Origin of the sequence: Sphingobacterium mizutaii, assembly GCF_900187125.1 — a bacterium.
Lineage (GTDB): Bacteria > Bacteroidota > Bacteroidia > Sphingobacteriales > Sphingobacteriaceae > Sphingobacterium > Sphingobacterium mizutaii.
Genome location: NZ_LT906468.1, coordinates 918,931 through 939,776, shown reverse-complemented (window position 1 = coordinate 939,776; position 20,846 = coordinate 918,931). Strand labels below are relative to the sequence as shown.

At 40.1% G+C, this 20,846-nt stretch carries 18 protein-coding genes; 14 read left to right on the top strand and 4 right to left on the bottom strand.

The genetic code is table 11. The features are described 5' to 3' along the window. Positions 1 to 178: 178 nt before the first annotated feature. The gene (locus tag CKW03_RS04045; protein WP_093098675.1) at positions 179 to 1,960 is read left to right on the top strand and encodes a hypothetical protein; all 1,782 of its coding nucleotides are present in this window, start codon (positions 179 to 181) and stop codon (positions 1,958 to 1,960) included. Positions 1,961 to 2,260: 300 nt separating this feature from the next. On the opposite strand, the gene CKW03_RS04040 is transcribed toward CKW03_RS04045, so the two are convergent. The 3 genes from CKW03_RS04040 to CKW03_RS04030 all read right to left on the bottom strand — a co-directional run bounded on the left by CKW03_RS04040 (position 2,261) and on the right by CKW03_RS04030 (position 4,772). Next, on the bottom strand, positions 2,261 to 3,163 hold the full coding sequence (locus CKW03_RS04040) for a class I SAM-dependent methyltransferase (RefSeq protein ID WP_236736510.1): 903 nt from the start codon (positions 3,161 to 3,163) through the stop codon (positions 2,261 to 2,263). 103 nt (positions 3,164 to 3,266) lie between these two features. After that, positions 3,267 to 4,031 (bottom strand): ABC transporter ATP-binding protein, encoded by a 765-nt coding sequence (locus CKW03_RS04035; protein ID WP_093098672.1) that lies wholly within the window; start codon positions 4,029 to 4,031, stop codon positions 3,267 to 3,269. Positions 4,032 to 4,037: 6 nt separating this feature from the next. Continuing rightward, positions 4,038 to 4,772: an MlaE family ABC transporter permease gene (locus tag CKW03_RS04030; protein ID WP_093098670.1), complete on the bottom strand. Its 735-nt coding sequence runs from the start codon at positions 4,770 to 4,772 to the stop codon at positions 4,038 to 4,040. A 210-nt stretch (positions 4,773 to 4,982) separates the two neighbouring features. Here CKW03_RS04030 and CKW03_RS04025 point away from each other — a divergent pair, with 210 nt between their 5' ends. Then, positions 4,983 to 5,900 (top strand): toast rack family protein, encoded by a 918-nt coding sequence (locus tag CKW03_RS04025; RefSeq protein WP_093098669.1) that lies wholly within the window; start codon positions 4,983 to 4,985, stop codon positions 5,898 to 5,900. A 28-nt stretch (positions 5,901 to 5,928) separates the two neighbouring features. Beyond that, entirely contained in the window at positions 5,929 to 7,929 is a 2,001-nt protein-coding gene (gene ispG, locus CKW03_RS04020) for a (E)-4-hydroxy-3-methylbut-2-enyl-diphosphate synthase (protein ID WP_093098667.1), read from the top strand. A gap of 87 nt (positions 7,930 to 8,016) precedes the next feature. On the opposite strand, the gene CKW03_RS04015 is transcribed toward ispG, so the two are convergent. After that, complete coding sequence (locus CKW03_RS04015; protein WP_169918977.1) at positions 8,017 to 8,802, bottom strand: META domain-containing protein; 786 nt, start codon at positions 8,800 to 8,802, stop codon at positions 8,017 to 8,019. A 322-nt stretch (positions 8,803 to 9,124) separates the two neighbouring features. On the opposite strand from CKW03_RS04015, the gene nuoH reads away from it, so the two are divergent. The 11 genes from nuoH (at position 9,125) to CKW03_RS03960 (ending at position 20,846) form a co-directional block, all read left to right on the top strand. Next, positions 9,125 to 10,198 carry an NADH-quinone oxidoreductase subunit NuoH gene (gene nuoH / locus CKW03_RS04010; protein ID WP_093098664.1) on the top strand — a complete coding sequence of 358 codons (1,074 nt, stop codon included), beginning with the start codon at positions 9,125 to 9,127 and terminating at the stop codon, positions 10,196 to 10,198. Then, positions 10,199 to 10,762, top strand: coding sequence for a 4Fe-4S binding protein (locus CKW03_RS04005; RefSeq protein ID WP_236736509.1), 564 nt, complete (start codon positions 10,199 to 10,201; stop codon positions 10,760 to 10,762). After that, complete coding sequence (locus tag CKW03_RS04000; RefSeq protein WP_093098663.1) at positions 10,762 to 11,304, top strand: NADH-quinone oxidoreductase subunit J family protein; 543 nt, start codon at positions 10,762 to 10,764, stop codon at positions 11,302 to 11,304. Before CKW03_RS04005 ends, CKW03_RS04000 begins: the two co-directional genes overlap by 1 nt. Next, a complete protein-coding gene (gene nuoK, locus CKW03_RS03995) occupies positions 11,301 to 11,606 on the top strand; it encodes an NADH-quinone oxidoreductase subunit NuoK (RefSeq protein ID WP_093098661.1) in 306 nt (101 codons plus the stop codon). The genes CKW03_RS04000 and nuoK overlap by 4 nt, the downstream gene beginning before the upstream one ends. Further along, the gene (nuoL, locus tag CKW03_RS03990) at positions 11,606 to 13,612 is read left to right on the top strand and encodes an NADH-quinone oxidoreductase subunit L (protein ID WP_093098660.1); all 2,007 of its coding nucleotides are present in this window, start codon (positions 11,606 to 11,608) and stop codon (positions 13,610 to 13,612) included. The genes nuoK and nuoL overlap by 1 nt, the downstream gene beginning before the upstream one ends. A gap of 1 nt (position 13,613) precedes the next feature. After that, on the top strand, positions 13,614 to 15,218 hold the full coding sequence (locus tag CKW03_RS03985; RefSeq protein WP_093098658.1) for a complex I subunit 4 family protein: 1,605 nt from the start codon (positions 13,614 to 13,616) through the stop codon (positions 15,216 to 15,218). 11 nt (positions 15,219 to 15,229) lie between these two features. Continuing rightward, entirely contained in the window at positions 15,230 to 16,717 is a 1,488-nt protein-coding gene (locus tag CKW03_RS03980) for an NADH-quinone oxidoreductase subunit N (RefSeq protein WP_093098657.1), read from the top strand. Positions 16,718 to 17,039: 322 nt separating this feature from the next. After that, on the top strand, positions 17,040 to 17,645 hold the full coding sequence (locus CKW03_RS03975) for a DUF4254 domain-containing protein (RefSeq protein WP_093098655.1): 606 nt from the start codon (positions 17,040 to 17,042) through the stop codon (positions 17,643 to 17,645). Positions 17,646 to 17,654: 9 nt separating this feature from the next. Next, a complete protein-coding gene (locus CKW03_RS03970) occupies positions 17,655 to 18,674 on the top strand; it encodes a glycosyltransferase family 9 protein (RefSeq protein ID WP_093098654.1) in 1,020 nt (339 codons plus the stop codon). A gap of 35 nt (positions 18,675 to 18,709) precedes the next feature. Continuing rightward, complete coding sequence (locus CKW03_RS03965) at positions 18,710 to 19,948, top strand: glycosyltransferase (protein ID WP_093098652.1); 1,239 nt, start codon at positions 18,710 to 18,712, stop codon at positions 19,946 to 19,948. Positions 19,949 to 20,033: 85 nt separating this feature from the next. Beyond that, entirely contained in the window at positions 20,034 to 20,846 is an 813-nt protein-coding gene (locus CKW03_RS03960; RefSeq protein ID WP_093098651.1) for a glycosyltransferase family 2 protein, read from the top strand.

The following is a 20,846-nucleotide window of genomic DNA, read 5'->3' as shown; positions in this document are numbered from 1 at the left end:
TGGATATAAAATTGTAAAGCAACTTCTGTTTTTCAATTAATTTGACAATTTTCTATCTCATATCACAAATCTCACTTCTCATATCTATTCAAAGTGACCAACATCACATTTTCCTTTTATCACCTGTTACTTTTTGTATGGGGATTGTTTTGTTATTTGCGGACAGTAAAAGATATACATGACGCATTCATTTCATATTCCTGTTTTAGGCCTTGCATTTTCGATTGATACCCCGATTAAAGTTGCTCAATTTGGTATTTCTTCGGTTATTTCAATCGTGGATGACGAGTTGATTGAGCGTATGCGTGAGTATTATTCGAAGAAGTACGAACTTGCTTTTGAAGCGATTAGCAAGAAACATGCTGATTACCGTGCCACGCGCATCTGTAAATACCTGGACTTGGTTCAGGATTTGGTTTCTGAACAGGTGGAACGGTTGAAACGAGTGGATTGGAAGGAAGATAAAGAGGCCCAGCGTTATTTTGAATTGCTTCCGGAGTCACATCCAAGCAAGGAAAACTATGCCCGCTGGAAATCATTGAAGCATGGCTATGAAAAGCATTTGGTTGCGAATGATATCCGTGAGGCCATGGTTGCGGGAGAAATCGACGTGAACATCATGTCGAAAGTGGACAAGATCAATAGAGATGCTGATGGCAATGAATTGCCAGAGGTATTTTCGGATGCATCAGCGGCGGTACGAGGTTTTGCGATGAGTAAATTGCAGTCCTCCTTGGTCCTGTCTGCGGGGATGAATCCAAGATTATATGCGTACCTATCAGAGCTGGGTACCTTCTTTCCAGATGCCGATGGAAATTTCAAGAAGAAGATCACTCTGAAGGTGTCAGACTATAGGTCGGCACTTATCCAAGCCAAGTATTTGGCAAAAAGAGGTATTTGGATTTCCGAATACCGGATTGAATCGGGCTTAAACTGTGGCGGTCATGCGTTTGCCACCGACGGATTTCTTTTAGGCCCGATTCTCGAAGAATTTAAGAACAATAAGGAAGCCCTGATAGCGGATATATTCCCGCTATATCAGCAAGCCCTTCAAGATTTAGGTCTAAATAGTGAAAACGCTCCTGCAATCAAGTTTTCCGTACAAGGAGGTGTGGGAACTTCGCAGGAGCATTCTTTCTTATTGGATTATTATAATATGGATGCCGTAGGTTGGGGATCGCCCTTCCTCTTGGTTCCAGAAGCGACGACCGTTGATGAGGAAACCCTGAATAACCTAGCGACGGCTACGGCTGATGATTTCTATATCTCCCAAGCGTCGCCTTTAGGCGTTCCCTTCAACAACTTCAGGAAGAGCACGGCCGAACTGAATCGGCTGAAAAGGATTGAGCAAGGCAAACCTGGTTTCCCTTGCACCAAAAAATACTTGGTTTCAGATACGAGCAATTCTACTGAGCCTGTATGCACTGCCTCCAGGGTCTATCAATTGAACAAGATCAATGAGTTAAAGCAACAGGAACTCGATGAAGCCAGTTATCAATTGGCGTACAATAAGATTGTTGAAAAACAATGTCTCTGTGAAGGCCTGGCAGCTCCAGCATATTTGAAATATGGAATCCTCAAACCTCGGGAAAGAGATGCTGTTGCCATCTGCCCAGGACCGAATACGGCATATTTCAATAAAGTATATAGCTTAAAGGAAATGGTTGACCATATCTACGGTAGAATCAATGTCCTAAATGATGTGAACAGACCATCGTTCTTTATCAATGAATTGGATTTATATGTTAAACACTTGGCAGGCTATATCAACGAAAACCTGTCCAACTTGGATGTGAAGAAGCAAAAGTACATCCAGAAATTCCACACTCAACTCTTGGATGGTATCAGCTATTACCGTTCCCTTCAATCGAAAGTAAATTCAGCTTTTGGAGAATCCAAAACTGCCTTTTACGAACAATTGAATAGACTTGAGTCCCAGCTTAGCCCCTTAAATGTGTAATAATAAGAAACCTACCTATGAAAAACGAAAGAGGTTGCCGATCATGGCAACCTCTTTTTTTATGTCTATATGGGGTGGGCGTATGCGATACGCCCCTACGAATTTTGTGAATATAATGTTGAATGTAATACCAATAATAATCCTGTGCCGGGTCTCGACGGATATCGAGCGAAGCCGAGATGCCGCTCCATCGGAATTATGATCTTGGTCCATCCTCTTATCCTCGTTTGGCGAGCTGTTCCCTGTGCGAAGCCGAAGGGGAGTCGAGCCAAATCCTGGTTCAAAGGCAATATCTTATGTCTATTTAGCTATTTTCCGAAACTTCCCAAAAACACCTAAAGGCAATTTTGGTCCTGCGGTTGCTTGTAGATACAGCTCTCCAATCTCTAGGTTTTCGACTTTCGGGAAGGAGGTTTTGATCAGGTTTTCGACAATAACAGAAGAAAAACCTAGGGAATAGGTATTGAGGATCAGGAAGTGCTCTTTAGGATCCAATAGTTGAACGACATCGCGCATCATTTCCATGATATGGTCTTCCAATTTCCATTTTTCACCTTTAGGGCCATGTCCATAGGCTGGTGGATCAAGGATAATTCCATTATAGGTGTTTCCACGTTTCAATTCGCGTTTCACGAATTTCAAAGCGTCTTCAACGACCCAACGGATATCGCTGATTCCAGAAAGTTCTTGATTTTCGTTGGCCCAGGTCACCACTTGCTTAATGGAATCCACGTGAGTGGTATCCGCACCGGCGGCCTTAGCGATTAAAGATGCTCCACCCGTATAGGCGAATAAGTTCAATACTTTGGGTTTCGGTGTCTTAAAGGATTTCACAGAATCGGAGATGTAATCCCAATTGACAGCTTGTTCAGGGAATATCCCGACATGCTTAAATGAGGTAAGACCAAGTCTGAACTTGATGGCTACATCTTCATTTTTATATTGAATATGCCAACGGTCTGGAGTTTTCGGGTTCTTTTTCATCCAGTCCCCAGAGGTTGCCGAACGGCCTTTGAATTTGATATGATAACGTTTATTCCATTCTGCATCGCCCAAAGCTTTAGGCCATACTGCCTGCGGTTCAGGACGAATGAGGATCAGTTCGCCAAAACGTTCAAGTTTTTCAAAATCACCACAGTCGATCAGTTCATAATCTTTCCAGTGTTGCGGCGTAAGGAGTTGAATTTGGGTATCGTTGTTCAAGTTGCAATATTTAAAGGACCATAAAAGCCTTTCATAAAACATGACGTTAGCATTGTTTTATGAAGGTTTTTTCTGCAAAGATAGAAAAATCGAAGGAAAAGAATTACTGTTCCTTTTTCAAAGTATTCCGAGCGGCTTTCATCAGAGGGCTGGCGAACACAAAGTCATTCAATTCCTTGTTATCAGATTTCAACATATCCTGGTTGGAGCCTTCCCAATATTTCTTCCCTTTATAGAGGAACAGGATGTAATCTCCAATCCCCATTACCGAGTTCATATCATGGGTTACCACCACGGTAGTACATTGATATTCCTCGGTGAGGTCTTGCACCAGTTCATCGATCAGGATGGAGGTAGCAGGGTCAAGTCCGGAGTTGGGTTCATCACAGAAAAGGTATTTAGGATTCATGCTGATGGCACGGGCAATCCCGACCCTTTTCTTCATGCCGCCGGATAATTCCGAAGGAAAGAGGTTATTCTTACCTGCAAGGTTTACACGTTCTAGGCAGGAGTTTGCCTTGTCAATCTTTTCAGATTTGCTCATTTCGGTAAACATATCCAGGGTGAATACAATATTCTGTTCCACGGTCATGGAATCGAATAGGGCAGAATTCTGAAAAAGCATTCCGATTTCCTTACGGATAGGCACTTTCTCTTCGAAATCCATTTTAGTGAATTCCTGTTTGTCAAAAAACACTTTCCCTTGGTTAGGTTGGTGCAAGCCGACAATACATTTCAGTAAGGTACTTTTTCCTGATCCGGAGCCACCGATAATCTGGCTTACCTTGCCAGGTTCAAAGATGGCATCGATACCATCCAGTACCACATTATCGCCAAAAGACTTATGAATATTTGTTATTTCAATCATAGGGAATTACAACATTAATGCAGTGATCAAATAGTCACATGCCAAGATGGAAATACATCCAATCACTACGGCCCTTGTTCCAGCCTGTCCAACTTCCAAAGCGCCACCACGCACATAAAAACCTTTATAGGCAGGTACCGAGGTAATGATAAAACCAAATACCGTTGCCTTTACCATGGCGACTACCATAGTAAATCCATTGAAGCCACCGCGGATACCTTCGATATAATCATCGGGCGTAACAGCACCAGAAAGGGCGCCACCCAAAAGACCACCGACCAAGGCACAGGAAATCGCGATGATAACCAAAGCTGGCACCATGATCAAACCGGCAATAATCTTAGGAAGAATCAGGTAACCGGCGGCATTGATTCCCATGATTTCAAGGGCATCAATCTGCTCGGTCACGCGCATAGAACCAATTTGAGAAGAGATGGAGGAGCCTACCTTTCCCATCAATACCAGGGCAGAGATGGTAGGTCCGAGTTCCAGGATATTGGAGTCACGGTTAATCTGTCCAATTACCGAGGTTGGAATCAGGTCTGAAACCAACTGGAAGGCAATCTGCATCGTCATTACCGCACCAATAAAGGTAGAAATGATCACAATTAAGCCCAACGACCCCACTCCTATCTCTGTCATTTCATGGAAGATCTCCTTTAGGTAAATCTTCATTTTCTCAGGTTTTCGGAAAACCTTCTTCAGTAACAAGAGATATTCACCAAAATAATAAAATATCATACGTTGGTTTTATTATATATTTTGTTTTAAATCACTAATTCTAACGAATCCTCAGCAAAAATGTTTTGGATAAGTTCAAGATACAAATTCTCGCTGAATCTTTTCACCGACAAAACTAATTGATTTACCGAAAAAATGAAGCGTCAAGCCTATTTTCCATTATTAAATTTGTAATATCGTATTAGTTTTGGTCAACAAAGCTAAGAAACAATGAACAATAAAATTGCAACAGGTATATGGTTGGTATTCGCAGGATTAGTATTCTTGCTACACAACTTGAAAGTAATAGACTTTAATTTCTTCTCCATAATCAGTTTATGGCCATTGATCCTTGTGTCTATCGGTATCAGTTTGCTATTGCAGGGAAGGACTTATGGTAAATATATCGTTATCGGTTCCAACATCCTTTTATGTGGCTTTATTTTCTTCAAAGGGGTAACCAGCAAGGAAAGCATGTATGACCATATCGGCAATATTGATGTTTCCACCGGCGATGATGTAAAAGGACCTTTTACACAGGTTGTCTCCCATCCCATCGGCTCAGAAACTGAATCCGCTAAACTAACGATCAACGGTGGTGCAGCCAAGTATAATTTTGCACCGGGAACAGACTCAAGTTTAGTCCTTAGTGCGAAGACTGCACAACCAACTGCCTCATTGAACTTGCAGACCAAGGGCGATAGGGAGGTGAAAATGGAATTGACCAGCAAAATGAAGAACAACAAGTACAACAATAGCTTGATTGAGGTTGGTCTCAGCAATAAGCCTGTATGGGACTTGGAATTCAATGTGGGTGCAGCTGCAATCACTGGCGATTTCAAACAAATGAAAATCAGCAAATTGGAGGTAAATTCGGGTGCGAGTTCACTGAACCTATATTTACCAAAACCGATAAATGGGACTTGTGATATTGAGGTTAACACAGCTGCTTCCAAAGTAATCTTGTATTTACCAAAAGGCGCTGCTTGTCAAGTCGAGACGGACGCATTGTTCTCCAACAACAAGTATGAAGATGTGGATGTGGTTTTGGATGATGTTCGCAAGAGCAAAAACTATGACCAAGAATCCAACAAGTACGACATCAAGATAGCCGGTGCTGCAAATTCATTATCTATCTTACGCTATTAAACCCGAAATTAGCTAACTTTGCATTGATATGGAAAGTAAGCCTTTGACAACGCTAGCCGGCGGTTATTGCAACAGCAAAACAGCCTATTCAAGATTCTATACCCGAGAGGTACAGATTGGCGATATCCCAATGGGGGGCAATAACCCGATTCGGATCCAAAGTATGACTACGGTCGATACCATGGACACGATGGGTTCAGTAGAACAGACCATTAAGATGGTAGATGCGGGTTGTGAGTATGTTCGTATTACGGCACCAAGTATCAAAGAGGCAGAAAACCTAGCCAACATCAAGAAGGAATTGCGTGCAAGAGGGTATACCGTTCCATTGGTGGCTGATATCCACTTTACCCCAAATGCTGCCGAAGTAGCGGCAAGGATTGTTGAGAAAGTAAGGGTAAATCCCGGTAATTACGCTGATAAAAAGAAGTTTGACCAGATCAATTATACCGATGCTGCTTATCAAGCAGAATTGGACCGCATCCATAAAAAATTCTCGCCTTTAGTAAAGATCTGTAAGGAATATGGCACTGCCATGCGTATTGGCACCAACCATGGTTCACTTTCTGACCGTATCATGAGCCGTTATGGCGATACGCCGGAAGGAATGGTGGAATCAGCATTGGAGTTCATCCGAATCTGTGAAGATCTGAACTACTATAACCTTTGCGTTTCGATGAAATCTTCCAATCCCATGGTAATGGTTCAGGCCTACCGTTTATTGGTTGAAAAGATGGTAGCCGAAAACATGAACTATCCATTGCACTTGGGTGTGACTGAAGCTGGAGATGGTGAAGATGGTCGGATCAAATCGGCGGTTGGGATCGGGACTTTATTGGAGGATGGATTAGGAGATACCGTTCGCGTTTCGTTGACTGAAGAACCAGAAAAGGAAGCTCCAGTAGCTATCGCTTTAGTAAATAGATACAGCAAACGTGTTCATGATCTTGCTGAATCTCAGGAACGAGAAATCATTCAGATTGCCCCTGATCAAGAAACTAAACCTTATACTTCTCAAGAAATCAATGCATTTATTGGAGGCTCATTGGTTCCTAGGATTATCGTCGATCTTTCTAGCAAGAACCTTAAAGATCCATTTATCCTATCTGATGTAGGCTACAAGTATGATGCTTTGTTGGATAAATACCACATGGGGGATCAGTCGGTCGATTTTGTATATTTTGGAGATGCCCTGCCTTCCTTTACGATGCCTGGTAACCTAAAGCAATTGTACAATTACAGAACTTGGAAGGAGCTCAAGAATAAAACGAATATTCACCCTATATATACTTTAGAGGAATTCAATAAAGCGGAATTGAAAGATCCTGCCATGAATTTAATCTATGTGAGCAATGATCTATTGGAAACGGAGGAATTTGCCAATCTTCAGATGGACAAGACGACCGTTTTTATATTAGAAACAGATCATTTACATGGTATGGCTGATCAAAGGCAGTTTTTTGCGAACCTGCAGGAAATTGGAATAGATTGCCCGGTCATTATCAAAAGAAGCTATGCAGCCTCTGAATTTTCAGGTCCAATCGGAGACATCATGAATCCGGAAGAGCCTATCTCTAAAATTCAGCTATATGCAGCTACAGATTTTGGAGCCTTACTGATCGATGGACTAGGTTCAGGGATTTGGCTAGACTCTGAAGCTACGGCAACAGACAAAATCGCGTCGATTTCCTTCGGCATCCTTCAGGCTACCCGTTCAAGGATTTCCAAAACTGAATACATCTCCTGCCCTAGTTGTGGTAGAACCTTATTTGACTTGCAGGAAACTACCCAAATGATCAGAAGCAGAACAAATCATTTGAAAGGTTTGAAAATTGGTATCATGGGCTGTATCGTCAATGGTCCAGGAGAAATGGCGGATGCTGATTACGGTTATGTTGGAGCAGGTCCAGATAAGATTACTCTTTATCGCGGTAAAGAAGTAGTGAAACGTAATGTATCATCTGCAAAGGCCTTGGATGAATTGATAGACATTATCAAATCAGATGGTCTTTGGGTAGAAGAAGGATAAATTAGAACAGTAAAGAAATATTAAGAAATATAAAAGGGAGATGTTTTCAATAAACATCTCCCTTTTTATCTAGATAATTGAATGATCTTATTTGATTTTCTTGAATCTCATAGTTGCAATATCACCAACAATTAAAGTGAGTTGGTCACCATTGACACTTTGAACATTTACCTTTTCCATAGATTGAATGAACAGCGGTTCACCTTCACCTGGACAGGCCATTCTAGTGGTCGCCATCGGACCAAACTTAATGTTCTTTCCATTGATTGTTACAGAACTGTTGAATGTGTTACATCCAGCATTACCAGACACCTTATTTGAAGAAGAATCAAAGGTCAGGGTCGGTTTTTTATCAGGATATAGTTCATTGAATGGTTTTGAAGAATTAGCGATATAGTCCAATTCCCAAGTACCTACCAAGCTGTTTTCTGCATTAACCTTGGCAAATTTTGCCAATGGCATCCTGCGGCCAACATTTAGAGATAAGATGCCATCAGCTAAAGTATAGTTATTAGTTGTTTTGAATACTTCCGACAACAATTTATCAGTTTCCATATCCTCACATGCCATCATGGTTGAAATTCCAGGTTTGAAAGATATCCTGTTGGTTCCAGCGAATACATATTCACCAGACATGGTATTACAGCCACCAGAAGCAGAATAACGGGATTCATCACTCATAAAAACTAAAAACGGCTCTTTGCCATTTAATTTTTCCGGCACTTCTTTACCATTTAATTCAATCAAACGCCATTTGTTGCCAGTGATTTCAGCAAAGTCTGGAGATTGGTTTTCAGTTGTTTTCTTAGCGCCAGCGCAACTTGAAAATAAAATTGTTACTACTGCTAACACACTAAAAATTGATTTTTTCATAGATATCATTGTTTAAACTCTAATATAAATACGTAAAATTTGTCAAAAGGTTTAAAATATTTTTTAAAATTCCCTGTTTTCCATATCATATTTTGTTTTTTGGCCTATTTATAAAATGGATATTTTACGGAAGCAGATTTAATACCACAACAAATTTCAAAAGCATAAGGCAAATACCATGCAAGATTTTTAATATTGTCAAAACTTTAAAAAATAGCTCACAAAATAAGGCAAATCGCTGTTCTAAATGATATTAGTTATGGCTTATTTGCTCCTATTTCCTTATGTTTGTAGCTAATTAAGAATTAATCTAAAAAGAAGATTGGACAGCTTAATCTTGAATATCCTAACACCTGTTGCAATATTTTTGTTTATTGCTTTATTTACGCTTTTTGCAGTTTATGCGGAGCGTAAGATTGCAGGATTTGTTCAGGATCGATTAGGTCCGATGGAAACGGGTAAGTTTGGTTTATTGCAGACCATTGCAGATATATTAAAATTACTTCAAAAGGAATTTATCTCTCCAAGTGCCTCTGACAAGATTTTATTCGCAGTAGCACCGATCATTATTTTCGTTGCTGTTTTCATTGGATATAGTGTTGTTCCTTGGGGGCCTGACCTATTACCATCCAATACCCATACAGGATTATTCTTTATTATGGCTGTAGTGTCCATTGATGCCATTGGCATTTTGATGGCTGGTTGGGGATCTAATAATAAATACTCTTTATTAGGTTCAATCCGAGCCATTGCGCAGATGATTTCCTATGAATTACCGGTAGGTCTTTCCTTAATCTCTGCGGTGATGATCACACAGACCTTAAATTTAAATGAAATCGCACTAAATCAAGGAGTTTGGGCAAATCAAGACCTTTATTTTCTTGGATTTTGGAAGGTGAATGATATTGGCGGAATCTTGTCCTGGAATATTTTCCAGGCACCGCATCTGCTTGTCAGTTATGCTATATTTTTTATTGCATCGTTGGCAGAGTGTAACCGAGCGCCATTTGATATTCCAGAAGCGGAGAGTGAGCTGATTGGAGGCTTCCATACCGAATACGGTGGGATTAGGTTTGCTTTTTTATTCTTGGCAGAATATGCGATGATGTTCTTGGTAGCCATGTTGGGTGTGGTGATATTCTTAGGTGGATGGAACACTATTCTACCAAATATCGGCGCAGCCAGATTGGCGGATTGGACGACAGGCCCAATTTGGGGTGTGTTTTGGACTTTGTTCAAGTCATTATTTATTGTCGCTGTCCAGATTTGGATTCGTTGGACATTACCACGATTCCGTGCGGATCAGTTGATGACCTTATGTTGGAAAATCCTTATTCCCCTTGCCTTTGTGTGCATGGCCATTTCAGGGCTTTGGAGAATATTAATCATGCTATAATTGATCTTAAAAACGACCATACAAGGATTGGCAACAGCCATAAAAGGACTTACCCTAACGGTGAGACACCTTTTCAGTGCCCGAAAATCCCGTCGTTCCCTAGATATCAAGCAAGACAATTACTTTGAGGAGCAAGCTGGTGTAACAACCGTACAATATCCGAAGGTAAAAATGCCTATCCCTGAGGTCGCTAGATATCAGTTGGACGTAGTCATTGATGATTGTATCGTCTGTGACCTCTGTGCAAAAGCATGTCCAGTCGATTGTATTACCATCGAAGCCATAAAATCGCCAGAGGCCATTGGAAAAACTTCTGATGGTTCAGTGAAGAGACTTTATGCAGCTGAGTTTGATATAGACATGGCAAAATGCATGTACTGTGGTCTGTGTACAGTTGTCTGTCCGACGGAATGTATTACCATGACGGATAATTACGATCGAGTAACGACCAATCTTGCGGATTTGACTTATTCCTTTGCGGATATGACAGATGAAGAAATCAAGAAACGTAAAGAGGAATGGACCAAGTTTCAAGCTGAGAAGGAGGCAGCAAAGAATAAATAATGGAATTAGCCATATTTTATGCTTTTGCCGCATTAACCCTAGGTTCAGCCTTATTAGTAGTCAGTTTAAAGAATACGGCAAGAGCCTTATTCCTGTTCTTCGTCGTCTTATTTGGAATGGCTGGCTTATTTATCTTTGCTTTGGCTGATTTTGTAGCCATTACCCAAATCATGGTCTATGTAGGAGGCGTACTGATCTTGATGATCTTTGCCTTTATGCTTTCCAATAAGGAGCTGCTTGCTGATCTACAGAATACATCCAGTAAATTCCTTTCTCTTCCAAACTGGCAAACATTGTTGTTGAGCCTTGGATTTCTTGCTGTCATGATCTATGGGATCTTGGAATTGCAAGATAATACCCCAAAATGGATAACTGAAAATATAAGAAGTGGAAATGTAATTAAATCCACTGATAATAACATCAATCAATTGGGCCTTAAATTTATGACCCAATATCTTTTGCCTTTTGAGGTCATTTCAATTTTCCTATTGGCAGCCTTGATCGGTGCAGCGCATCTTTCCAGAAAGGAGGGTCCGAAATGATTACCCTAACCCATTTTTTGGTTGTTTCGGCTTGCCTTTTCTGTATTGGACTTTATGCGATTGTTGCCAAGCGAAATGCAATCATGATCTTGGTTGGCATTGAGTTTATCATCAATGCTGCAATCTTAAATCTTGTGGCATTTGGCCGATATGATAAAATAAACTATGCTGGACAGGTCTTTGCGCTATTTGCTATTGTACTGGCAGCAGCAGCAGTGGCTGTTGGGTTAGCCATTATCCTAAACCTATATAGGAATTATAAGAGTATTAATCCAGATAACACAACCGACTTAAGAGACTGATGGGCGATTTACTGAACATATCATCACCTGTCTTAGGAAGCATACTGGTTGTACTGCTCCCCTTTGTTGCTTTCTTGATCCAAGCAATTCTTGGGAAAAGGGACCAATCGGGCAATATCGCCTTGATCGCCATTATCTTAAGTACCCTATTAAGCTTGCTTTTCGTGTTTTCAGAAGTCTGGAAAAACGAAGCTATTGTAGCGAATTACGCTTGGTTTACCATTGGTCAAAACACCTTCAATATTGGGGTATTATTAAATAACCTCACGGTTTTGATGCAGTTGATCGTTTGTGTGATTGCATTACCTGTCCATATCTATTCCAGAGCTTATATGAAAGGAGATCCAGGGATCCATCGATATTGGATGTACCTGAGTCTATTCTGCTTTGCCATGTTAGGTTTGAGCATATCCAACAACCTATTTATGATGTACATCTTTTGGGAATTAGTTGGGTTTGCGTCCTATCTATTGATTGGTTTTTGGTTTACCAAAGAATCCGCAGTCCAAGCCAATAAAAAGGCATTTATCATCAACAGAATTGGGGATTTGGGCTTTTTATTGGGAATAGCATCAGTCTACAGCATATATGGGAGCTTGAACTTGGTAGAGCTTTTTGGAAAAGAAGGGCTCTTCTATGAAACGGCACAAGCATCAACGGGCTGGATGACCTTTACGGGAATCTGTTTCTTTGTTGGCGCAATGGCTAAATCAGCACAATTCCCATTGCATGTGTGGTTGCCTGATGCGATGGAAGGACCTACAGCTGTATCATCGCTGATCCATGCGGCTACCATGGTGGCTGCTGGGGTATTCTTGATCTGTACGGTATTTCCATTATTCAATGAAACGGCTTTATTGTTTATCGCGATCATAGGTTCGATTACCGCATTTATTGCGGCGTTCTTTGCCCTTGGGCAGCGCGATATCAAAAGGATATTGGCATTCTCCACGATTTCTCAATTGGGTTTTATGGTGGTGGCGGTAGGAGTTGGCGCATGGGATGCAGCCATGTTCCATTTAGCGACACATGCCTTCTTCAAATGTCTACTTTTCTTGGCCGCAGGAGCTGTCATCCATGAAATGGCGCACTTAAAAGAAAAGAACAATTTAGATATAGATCCTCAGGACATCAATAATATGGGCGGACTAAGGAAATGGATGCCTAAAACATTTATCCTGATGAGCATAGCCTCATTGGCATTGGCTGGCTTTCCATTGACTTCGGGTTTCCTATCTAAGGATGCTATCCTGATCTCTGCCTATGAATGGGCGATACATCATGGCTCCTTCTATTTATTGATACCGATAAGTTTGACCTTAGTCAGTATCTTGACTGCTTTTTATATCGGTAGATTGATCTTCAAAGTATTCTTTGGTGAATTTAAGATTAAACTTGAACATATCCATATCCATGAAGCCAGTAGTAGCATGCTTGGACCTATGATCTTTTTGGGGATCTGTTCGTTGTTTTTGGTTTTCTCTTGGAATCCATTGGCTTACCACCACTCCTTTATCTTAGGAGGATTTAATGTAAAATATCCTTACACTGAAATACATTCCTTACACCTCATCTTACCTGTTGTGTTGACCCTTGGATCTGCGATCGCTTGGGCAATAGGTTGGAATTGGTATGTAAAGAACAAATATCCATTGCAAGCTGGCAATCCTTGGATTGCACTTTCCTTGAACCAAGGCTATCTGAATGAAGTTTACCAAAAGCTTTTTGTGGATAGTACTTTGCGTTTGAGCAATGGCTTGTACTGGTTTGACAAGTATATCGTGGATGGTTTGGTCAATGGCCTTGCCATTATCACTAGAGGCTTGGCAAATTTCAGTGCTTGGGTAGACAAGAACCTGGTCGATGGGCTGGTGAATAGCATTGGGGGAACGACCTACTATATGGGCCATCTACTGAGATGGGTGCAAAACGGAAGGCTTCAAAACTACTTGGGTTTTGCCTTTACGGTATTATTAATGGGAATAATTTATTTGATACTAAAATAAGATGGGTGCATTATCCTTACTTATATTTCTGCCGATGATCGCTGTTGTAGCCATCCTGTTGCTTCCGAATCGGATGGGACAGAGCTACAAATATCTATCACTGATTGTTACTTTGATCCAATTTGGATTGGCAGGTTACTTATATGCAAACTTTCAAGGCAGCACAGGGGCTTTCAATGATGTTGCCTCCTACCAGTATGTGGAGCAACTCCCTTGGATCAGGCTGAACCTAGGTTCCATAGGAAAATTGGAGATCGACTATTTTCTAGGAGTAGATGGCTTCTCCTTACCCTTATTGCTTTTAAGTGCCTTTGTCATGTTGATGGCCGTGGGTGCTTCTTGGAACATGGAAAAGAGTAAAAAGGGCTATTTTGCTTTGTTAATGCTCCTGAATACCGCCGTTATGGGGATATTCTGTGCATTGGATTTCTTCCTATTCTATGTCTTTTATGAAGTGATGCTACTTCCTCTATACTTTTTAATCGGTATTTGGGGTGGAGCACGAAGAGAATATGCAGCGATTAAATTCTTTATTTACACCTTATTTGGGTCAGTATTTATGTTGTTGGTGATTGTGGGACTGTATTTTTCAGTTCTAAATCCAAATACCGGAGCACATACCTTCAATATGCTGTATATGATGAATCCGGAGAATTATATACCGGGCTCATTCTTTGATTTCTTAGGAAATGCCAATGAAATTTTAGGAATTCCAGCGAGAATGATAGGATTTATTGTCCTTTTCATTGCATTTGCGATCAAGATTCCAATTGTCCCATTACATACCTGGTTGCCTGATGCACACGTAGAGGCTCCTACCCCAGTTTCCATTATTCTTGCCGGTATCTTGTTAAAGATTGGTGGTTATGGCGTTATCCGTATCTGTATGGGAATCTTCCCGGATGCGATGTCGGATGCCAATTGGTGGTTAGGTTTGATCGGCGTGGTTTCCATTATTTATGGTGCATTGAATGCTTTGGCACAAACAGACCTAAAGCGAATGATCGCGTATTCTTCGGTTTCCCACATGGGATTTGTCCTGCTGGGCATTTCATCTTTGACAGCTGAGGGTGTTTCTGGAGCCATGTTCCAAATGCTGAGCCATGGATTCTTATCAGCAGCCTTGTTCTTCTTGGTCGGTGTTTTATACGACCGAGTTCACGATCGATATATTTATAATTTTAGAGGATTGGCAGGCATCATGCCTAAATATACGGCTTATGTTGCCATAGCTTTCTTTGCCTCATTAGGTCTTCCAGGGTTTTCAGCTTTTATTGGAGAAGCTTTCGTTATCATCGGAACATTCAATGCAGAAAGTATGCATACTGGCATCCCCCGTTGGATGGCGATATTTGGTTCTTTAGGTATCCTGATGAGTGCAGTTTACTTTTTATGGACTTTACAACGGATGTTCTTCGGACAGACCCGTTTGAAAGGCGGTGAAGAATGGGCAGCGGAATTGACAGATCTAAACAGCAGGGAGCAGATCATTCTATTCCCAACCTTGGCATTGGCCTTAATCCTGGGAGTCATGCCTTCTTTGCTGTTTGGAGTACTGAACAACTCCGTATTAAGTTTATTGGATTTGGTAACAGCTTATTTGTAGGGTTTAGATAGATGAACGAGTTCGCATTGCAGGTTTCAGACCATATAGATCAGATTATTCGATCGATACCTTTGTTCAAAGTTGAACTGAGCATGTCTATTGGATTTCTGCTCAGTATAGCCTGTACCTTAGTGTTTGATAGATACTGGAAACATTCTTCTTTTTTTATCAGCATCCTGACCATCATTTCATCTTTTGCCATTTTATTGACCCAATATGATTATGCAAATTTTGGGTTCTATGGAATGTTGACCCTCGATAAGACCTCTTTTTACGCCAGGGCGTTTATTGCTTTGGGCTTATTGGTATCAGCTATTTTCCTACAGCAACATTTTGCGCAAAAAGAATTCAAGAAGAGAAAAGGTGATATCTATAGCATCCTATTAGCTGCAGGGATAGGCATGAACCTTTTTTCCATGACGACCCATTGGTTGATGGCTTTTATAGCTATTGAGATGGTTTCCATCAGTTCCTATATCATGGTGGGCTATTTCTCGGAGAACAAAAAACAATCTGAAGCTGCGATGAAATATGCCTTATTTGGATCGGCATGTTCGGCAGTGATGTTATATGGGCTTTCCTTGATCTATGGCTTTACCGGAGATCTGAACTTTGCAAGTCCTAGACACCTCCAAGGTCTGATTGCTGCACCAGAGGTGATGAGTAGCATTGCCATCCTTTTTGTCTTTACAGGAATTGGTTTCAAATTGAGTTTTGTTCCTTTCCACTTATGGGCACCAGATGTTTATGAAGGGGCTCCTACTCCAGTGACGGCATTTTTGTCAACTGTACCTAAGATCGCAGCCATTATCTTGATGAGCAGATTGTCCGCAGCTTGGATCAGCACGCCTTTCTATTTTAGCGAACTGACCTTTATGTTTGTGTCCATTGTGGCAATCGTCACGATGCTCTTTGGTAACTTGATTGCCCTAAGGCAGACCGATATGAAACGATTGATGGCTTATTCCTCCATCGGACATACCGGTTTTCTTTTGATGGCAATCATAGGTTATACAAATGGACAGCAGGATATCCTTTTCTTCTATATTTTCATTTATGTCCTGATGAATTTGGCGAGTTTTGCCTTTATTGATGTCTTAGAACAGAAACTGGGCAGCACCAACCTACAGGCTTATATTGGACAAGGCAAGAAATTACCTTTAATCTTTACCTGCTTTTCAATCGTAGGTATCTCCTTGATCGGAATTCCCCCTACTGCAGGCTTCGTCGGAAAACTATTGGTCTTCACCAGTATTTTTGAAATTTACCAATCCGGAGGAGACTTGATCTTCCTTTGGCTTTTGATTATCGGCGCCCTGACTTCCGTAATCTCCCTGTTCTATTACTTTAAAATCCCATTGTATTCCTTCCTAAAAACCAACAAAGAGGAAGAAATCACGCCAATTGACAACAAAATCAGCGTTATGCTGGTCATCGGGGTTGTATTGACTATCCTAGTAGTGGTATTTGGGTTGTTCCCGGGGGTGATATTGAAATAGTATTTAGTATAAAGTATTTAGTATTTAGACCCTAAATGGTTTTATATAGTATTGAAGTACTGAAGTTTTTTTCAAAAAGAGAAATTTCCTTCCCTATATTATTAGCTACCCGTACTAAATACTATTTACTAAATCCTAAATACTACTATATAATGGAAGCTATACCCGTTCTAAATACTAAATACTAATTACTAAATACTAGTATTTAAAGGACGATATACCCATTCTAAATACTAAATACTAATTACTAATTACTAGTATTTAAAGGACGTTTTGAGGGGTCTAATTACTAACTACTAAATACTAAATACTATATTTGTACATGATATCTTCAGCAGCAAACAAAATTTTTCAGAAGGTAATTGAAGATTACCATGTTTATGATAAGATTGATCAGCCGATCGAGAATCCGTATGGTCGTGAGACTTTAGAGCATTTATTGTATTTGAAATGCTGGATTGATACGGCGCAATGGCATATGGAGGATGTGATCCGGAATCCGAATATTGATCCTAGAGAAGGTCTTTATTGGAAAAGAAGGATTGACAGACAGAATCAGGAACGTACTGATACCGTTGAATTTATCGATAGTTATTATCTTCAGAAGTTTGCGGATGTAGTGGCATTAGCTGATGCAAAGGTCAATTCAGAAAGTCCGGCATGGGCGATTGATCGACTGTCCATCTTAGCGTTGAAGATCTACCATATGGAACAAGAAACCAAACGTACGGATGTTTCTAAAGCTCATCAAGATGCTTGTCAGCTTAAGTTGGATGTACTGTTGGAACAACGTAAGGATCTTTCTCAAAGTATCGATGAGTTGCTTGCAGACATTGAGGCTGGCAAAAAATACATGAAAGTGTACAAACAAATGAAAATGTACAATGACCCGAATTTAAACCCTGTTCTTTACGGGGCCCAAAAATAATTTCTTGCGATGAAGCGAATCTTGGTCACTAGATTTTCAGCAATGGGTGATGTAGCCATGGTTGCTTCCGTTTTAAGGGAATTCCAAGCACAGCATACGGACACTGAAATCATCATGGTTTCGCGTCCGTTTTTTTCTGCTTTTTTTGATGGGATACCGAGGTTAATCTTTCATCCCATTGATCCAAAAGGAAAGCATAAAGGCATACCTGGTTTGTTGAAGCTATTCACTGAGCTGAAAAAGTACAAGGCAAAGCAGGTTGCGGATTTACATAACAACATCAGGTCCCGATTTTTGGACATCCTTTTTAAGACTTCGGGATATCAAGTTCAAATCCTAGATAAAGGTAGGTCAGAGAAAAAGGCCCTTACCAGAAGCAAGGACAAGGTTTTTAAACCTTTGAAATTGACTACGGAACGATATGCTGATGTTTTCAGAAAATTGGGCCATAGCCTCCAATTGAGTCATCAGCTGGAGAAGCAACATCGACTTATTCCTCAAGGGATGATGCCGATCCTAGCTTCTAACGCAAAAAAAGTGGGGATCTCTGCATTTGCCCAACATCCCTATAAAGTTCTTTCGGTAGAGAAGATGACGGAGGTAATCCATTCTTTATCGGATTTAGGGGTACAGGTGCTGCTATTTGGTGGTGGGGCAAGTGATAAAGCAATTACAGAGAAATGGGAGAAGCAATTCCCAAATGTGTTTTCTGTGGTAGGGAAATATAATTTAACTCAGGAATTGGATATTATCGCCCATCTGGACCTGATGATCAGCATGGACAGTTCGGGCATGCACATGGCTTCCTTGATGGGTATTCCATGTGTATCGGTTTGGGGGGCCACCCATCCTTATGCGGGATTTTTAGGCTATGGTCAGTCGATGGATGATTGTGTACAGGTTGAACATCCCAATAGGCCGAATTCTGTTTATGGCAATAAGTCATGCCTTTGCGATGGCGTAGAGGCCATTGATTTAATAAGTAGCGAAATGGTTGTTGAAAGGGTGAAGGGAAAAATAAAGGAATAGTAGCAAATAAGGTTAAGTAATACGTTTAACATAATATGGAAAAAATCTGTTTTTTAGTTTGTCAATACGGAAAAGAGGTAAACGGTGGGGCTGAATATCATTGCAAGATGCTGGCAGAGCGACTAGTAAATGATTATGAGGTGGATGTTTTGACAAGCAAAACAATTAATTACAATACTTTTGAGCCATATTATAAGGATAATCGAGAAAACCTTAATGGTGTGAATGTATTGAGGTTTGACTGTAAGCCATATAATGCCGAGGAGCACAATATTTGGCGTAAGAAAACCAAATTTTCAAGAAAGGTAAGGAGGAATTTATTTCGCTTAGGTCTTTTAGAATCAGTTGCTAATATTAAACCGGTATGGAATTTAGGGATTGAAAATGAAGAAAGCCTACTCAAAAGCCATGGATTCTATTCAAAAGATCTCTTAGATTATTTAGAGGGCCACAAAGAAGAATATAAGGCAATAATTTTGTTCTCTTATGTTTATCCGCATACAGTTTTTGGAGCTAGGATTGCCCCAGAAAAAACATTGTTGATTCCAACGGTCCACAATGAGGGGGATGTATTTCGATCAGTTCACACCCATGTATTTACGAGTGTAAAGCATATTGGATTCAATACGGAAGAGGAGCACCAGTTAAGCCTTAAGATATTTGGAAACAAAATGTCTGAAAACAGTATTCTCGCCGTTGGAGTTGAGACTGATTTTGAAAATGAGGTTCAATTAGCGGAATTAAAAGAAAAGTTCAATCTTCCTGAGCGATATATCCATTATTTTGGACGAGTTTGCGGGTCTAAAATGGATAAATTGATTCCTTGGTTTGTTTCTTACAAAGAGAAACATCCCTCAGATCTAAAGCTAGTTTTAACGGGAAGGTTGTTTCAAGAGAAAATCGAACATCCGGACATCATTTATACGGGATTTGTGACGGATGAAGAGAAAGTATCTTTGATTAAAAATGCGACTCTAATTGTTAATCCTTCAAGGAATGAAAGTTTATCCTTACTTCTACTGGAGGCAATGGATCTCGGAAAGACCGTCCTGGTAAATAGTAAATCCGATGTATTACTTGGCCATTCGATCAAGAGCGAAGGAGCAACGGAAGCATATATGAGTGAGAAAGATTTTCATCAGAAAATACATAAATATATTTCAGATCCAACACTTATAGAATTGAACAAGGCCAGAGCAAAGGAATATGTCCAAAGAAATTATTCTTGGCCGTTGATCATGGGAAGGTTAAAGAAATTGATTGAAGCCATGTAAATCTTATAGCTAGATAGAAATCAAAATATATTTTAACAATTAGACAAGAATATATATAATTGAAATATTATTTGCTAAAGAATTTATGAAGATAAAGGACTGTTCGCTTATTGTTGCTACCTATAATTGGCCAGGGGCACTGAATCTATGCTTAAAAAGTATCCTAGAGCAGAGCATCCTTCCAAAGGAAGTAATTATTGCTGACGATGGTTCTACGAATGAAACAAAAGAATTAATTGAATCCATTCGAAGCAGCTTTCCTATTCCCATTAAACATTTATGGCAAGAGGATCAGGGTTTTAGAAAATCGATGATCCTAAATCAATGCTTTTCTGTCGCAGCATATGAATATCTCATTCAAATCGATGGCGATGTTTTTCTGCATAAAGATTTTATTCGAGATCACTTAAAAGCTGCTCGTCCTAATTATCTATTACAAGGTAGTCGTGTGATGTTGAGTGATGAATATTCCAAGAAGTTAATCGAAGAAAACAATGTTCATCCCAAATTACTCGGTGGAGGAAATAAAAGGATAGAAAATGGCATTAGATTCCCTCTTTTGTCAAATTTCCTTTTGAACAGATATAAAAATTCTTTTCCTGTTTATTATGCTAGAGGTGCCAACATGTCTTTTTGGCGAAAGGATATCTTTGCTGTGAATGGCTATAATGAGGCTTATGAAGGTTGGGGTCATGAGGATAGTGATTTAACTTTACGGATGATGAATAATGGGGTAAAAAAATCAGTCATTAAATTTGCTGCAATTGTGTACCACCTTTATCATCCAGAGAAAAAAAACAACAATCAAGAAGCGCGAAATAAGGAAATCATGGAACAGACTCAAAAAGATAATATCACTTGGGTTGATAGTGGAATAGACAAATATTTAAACAATTAG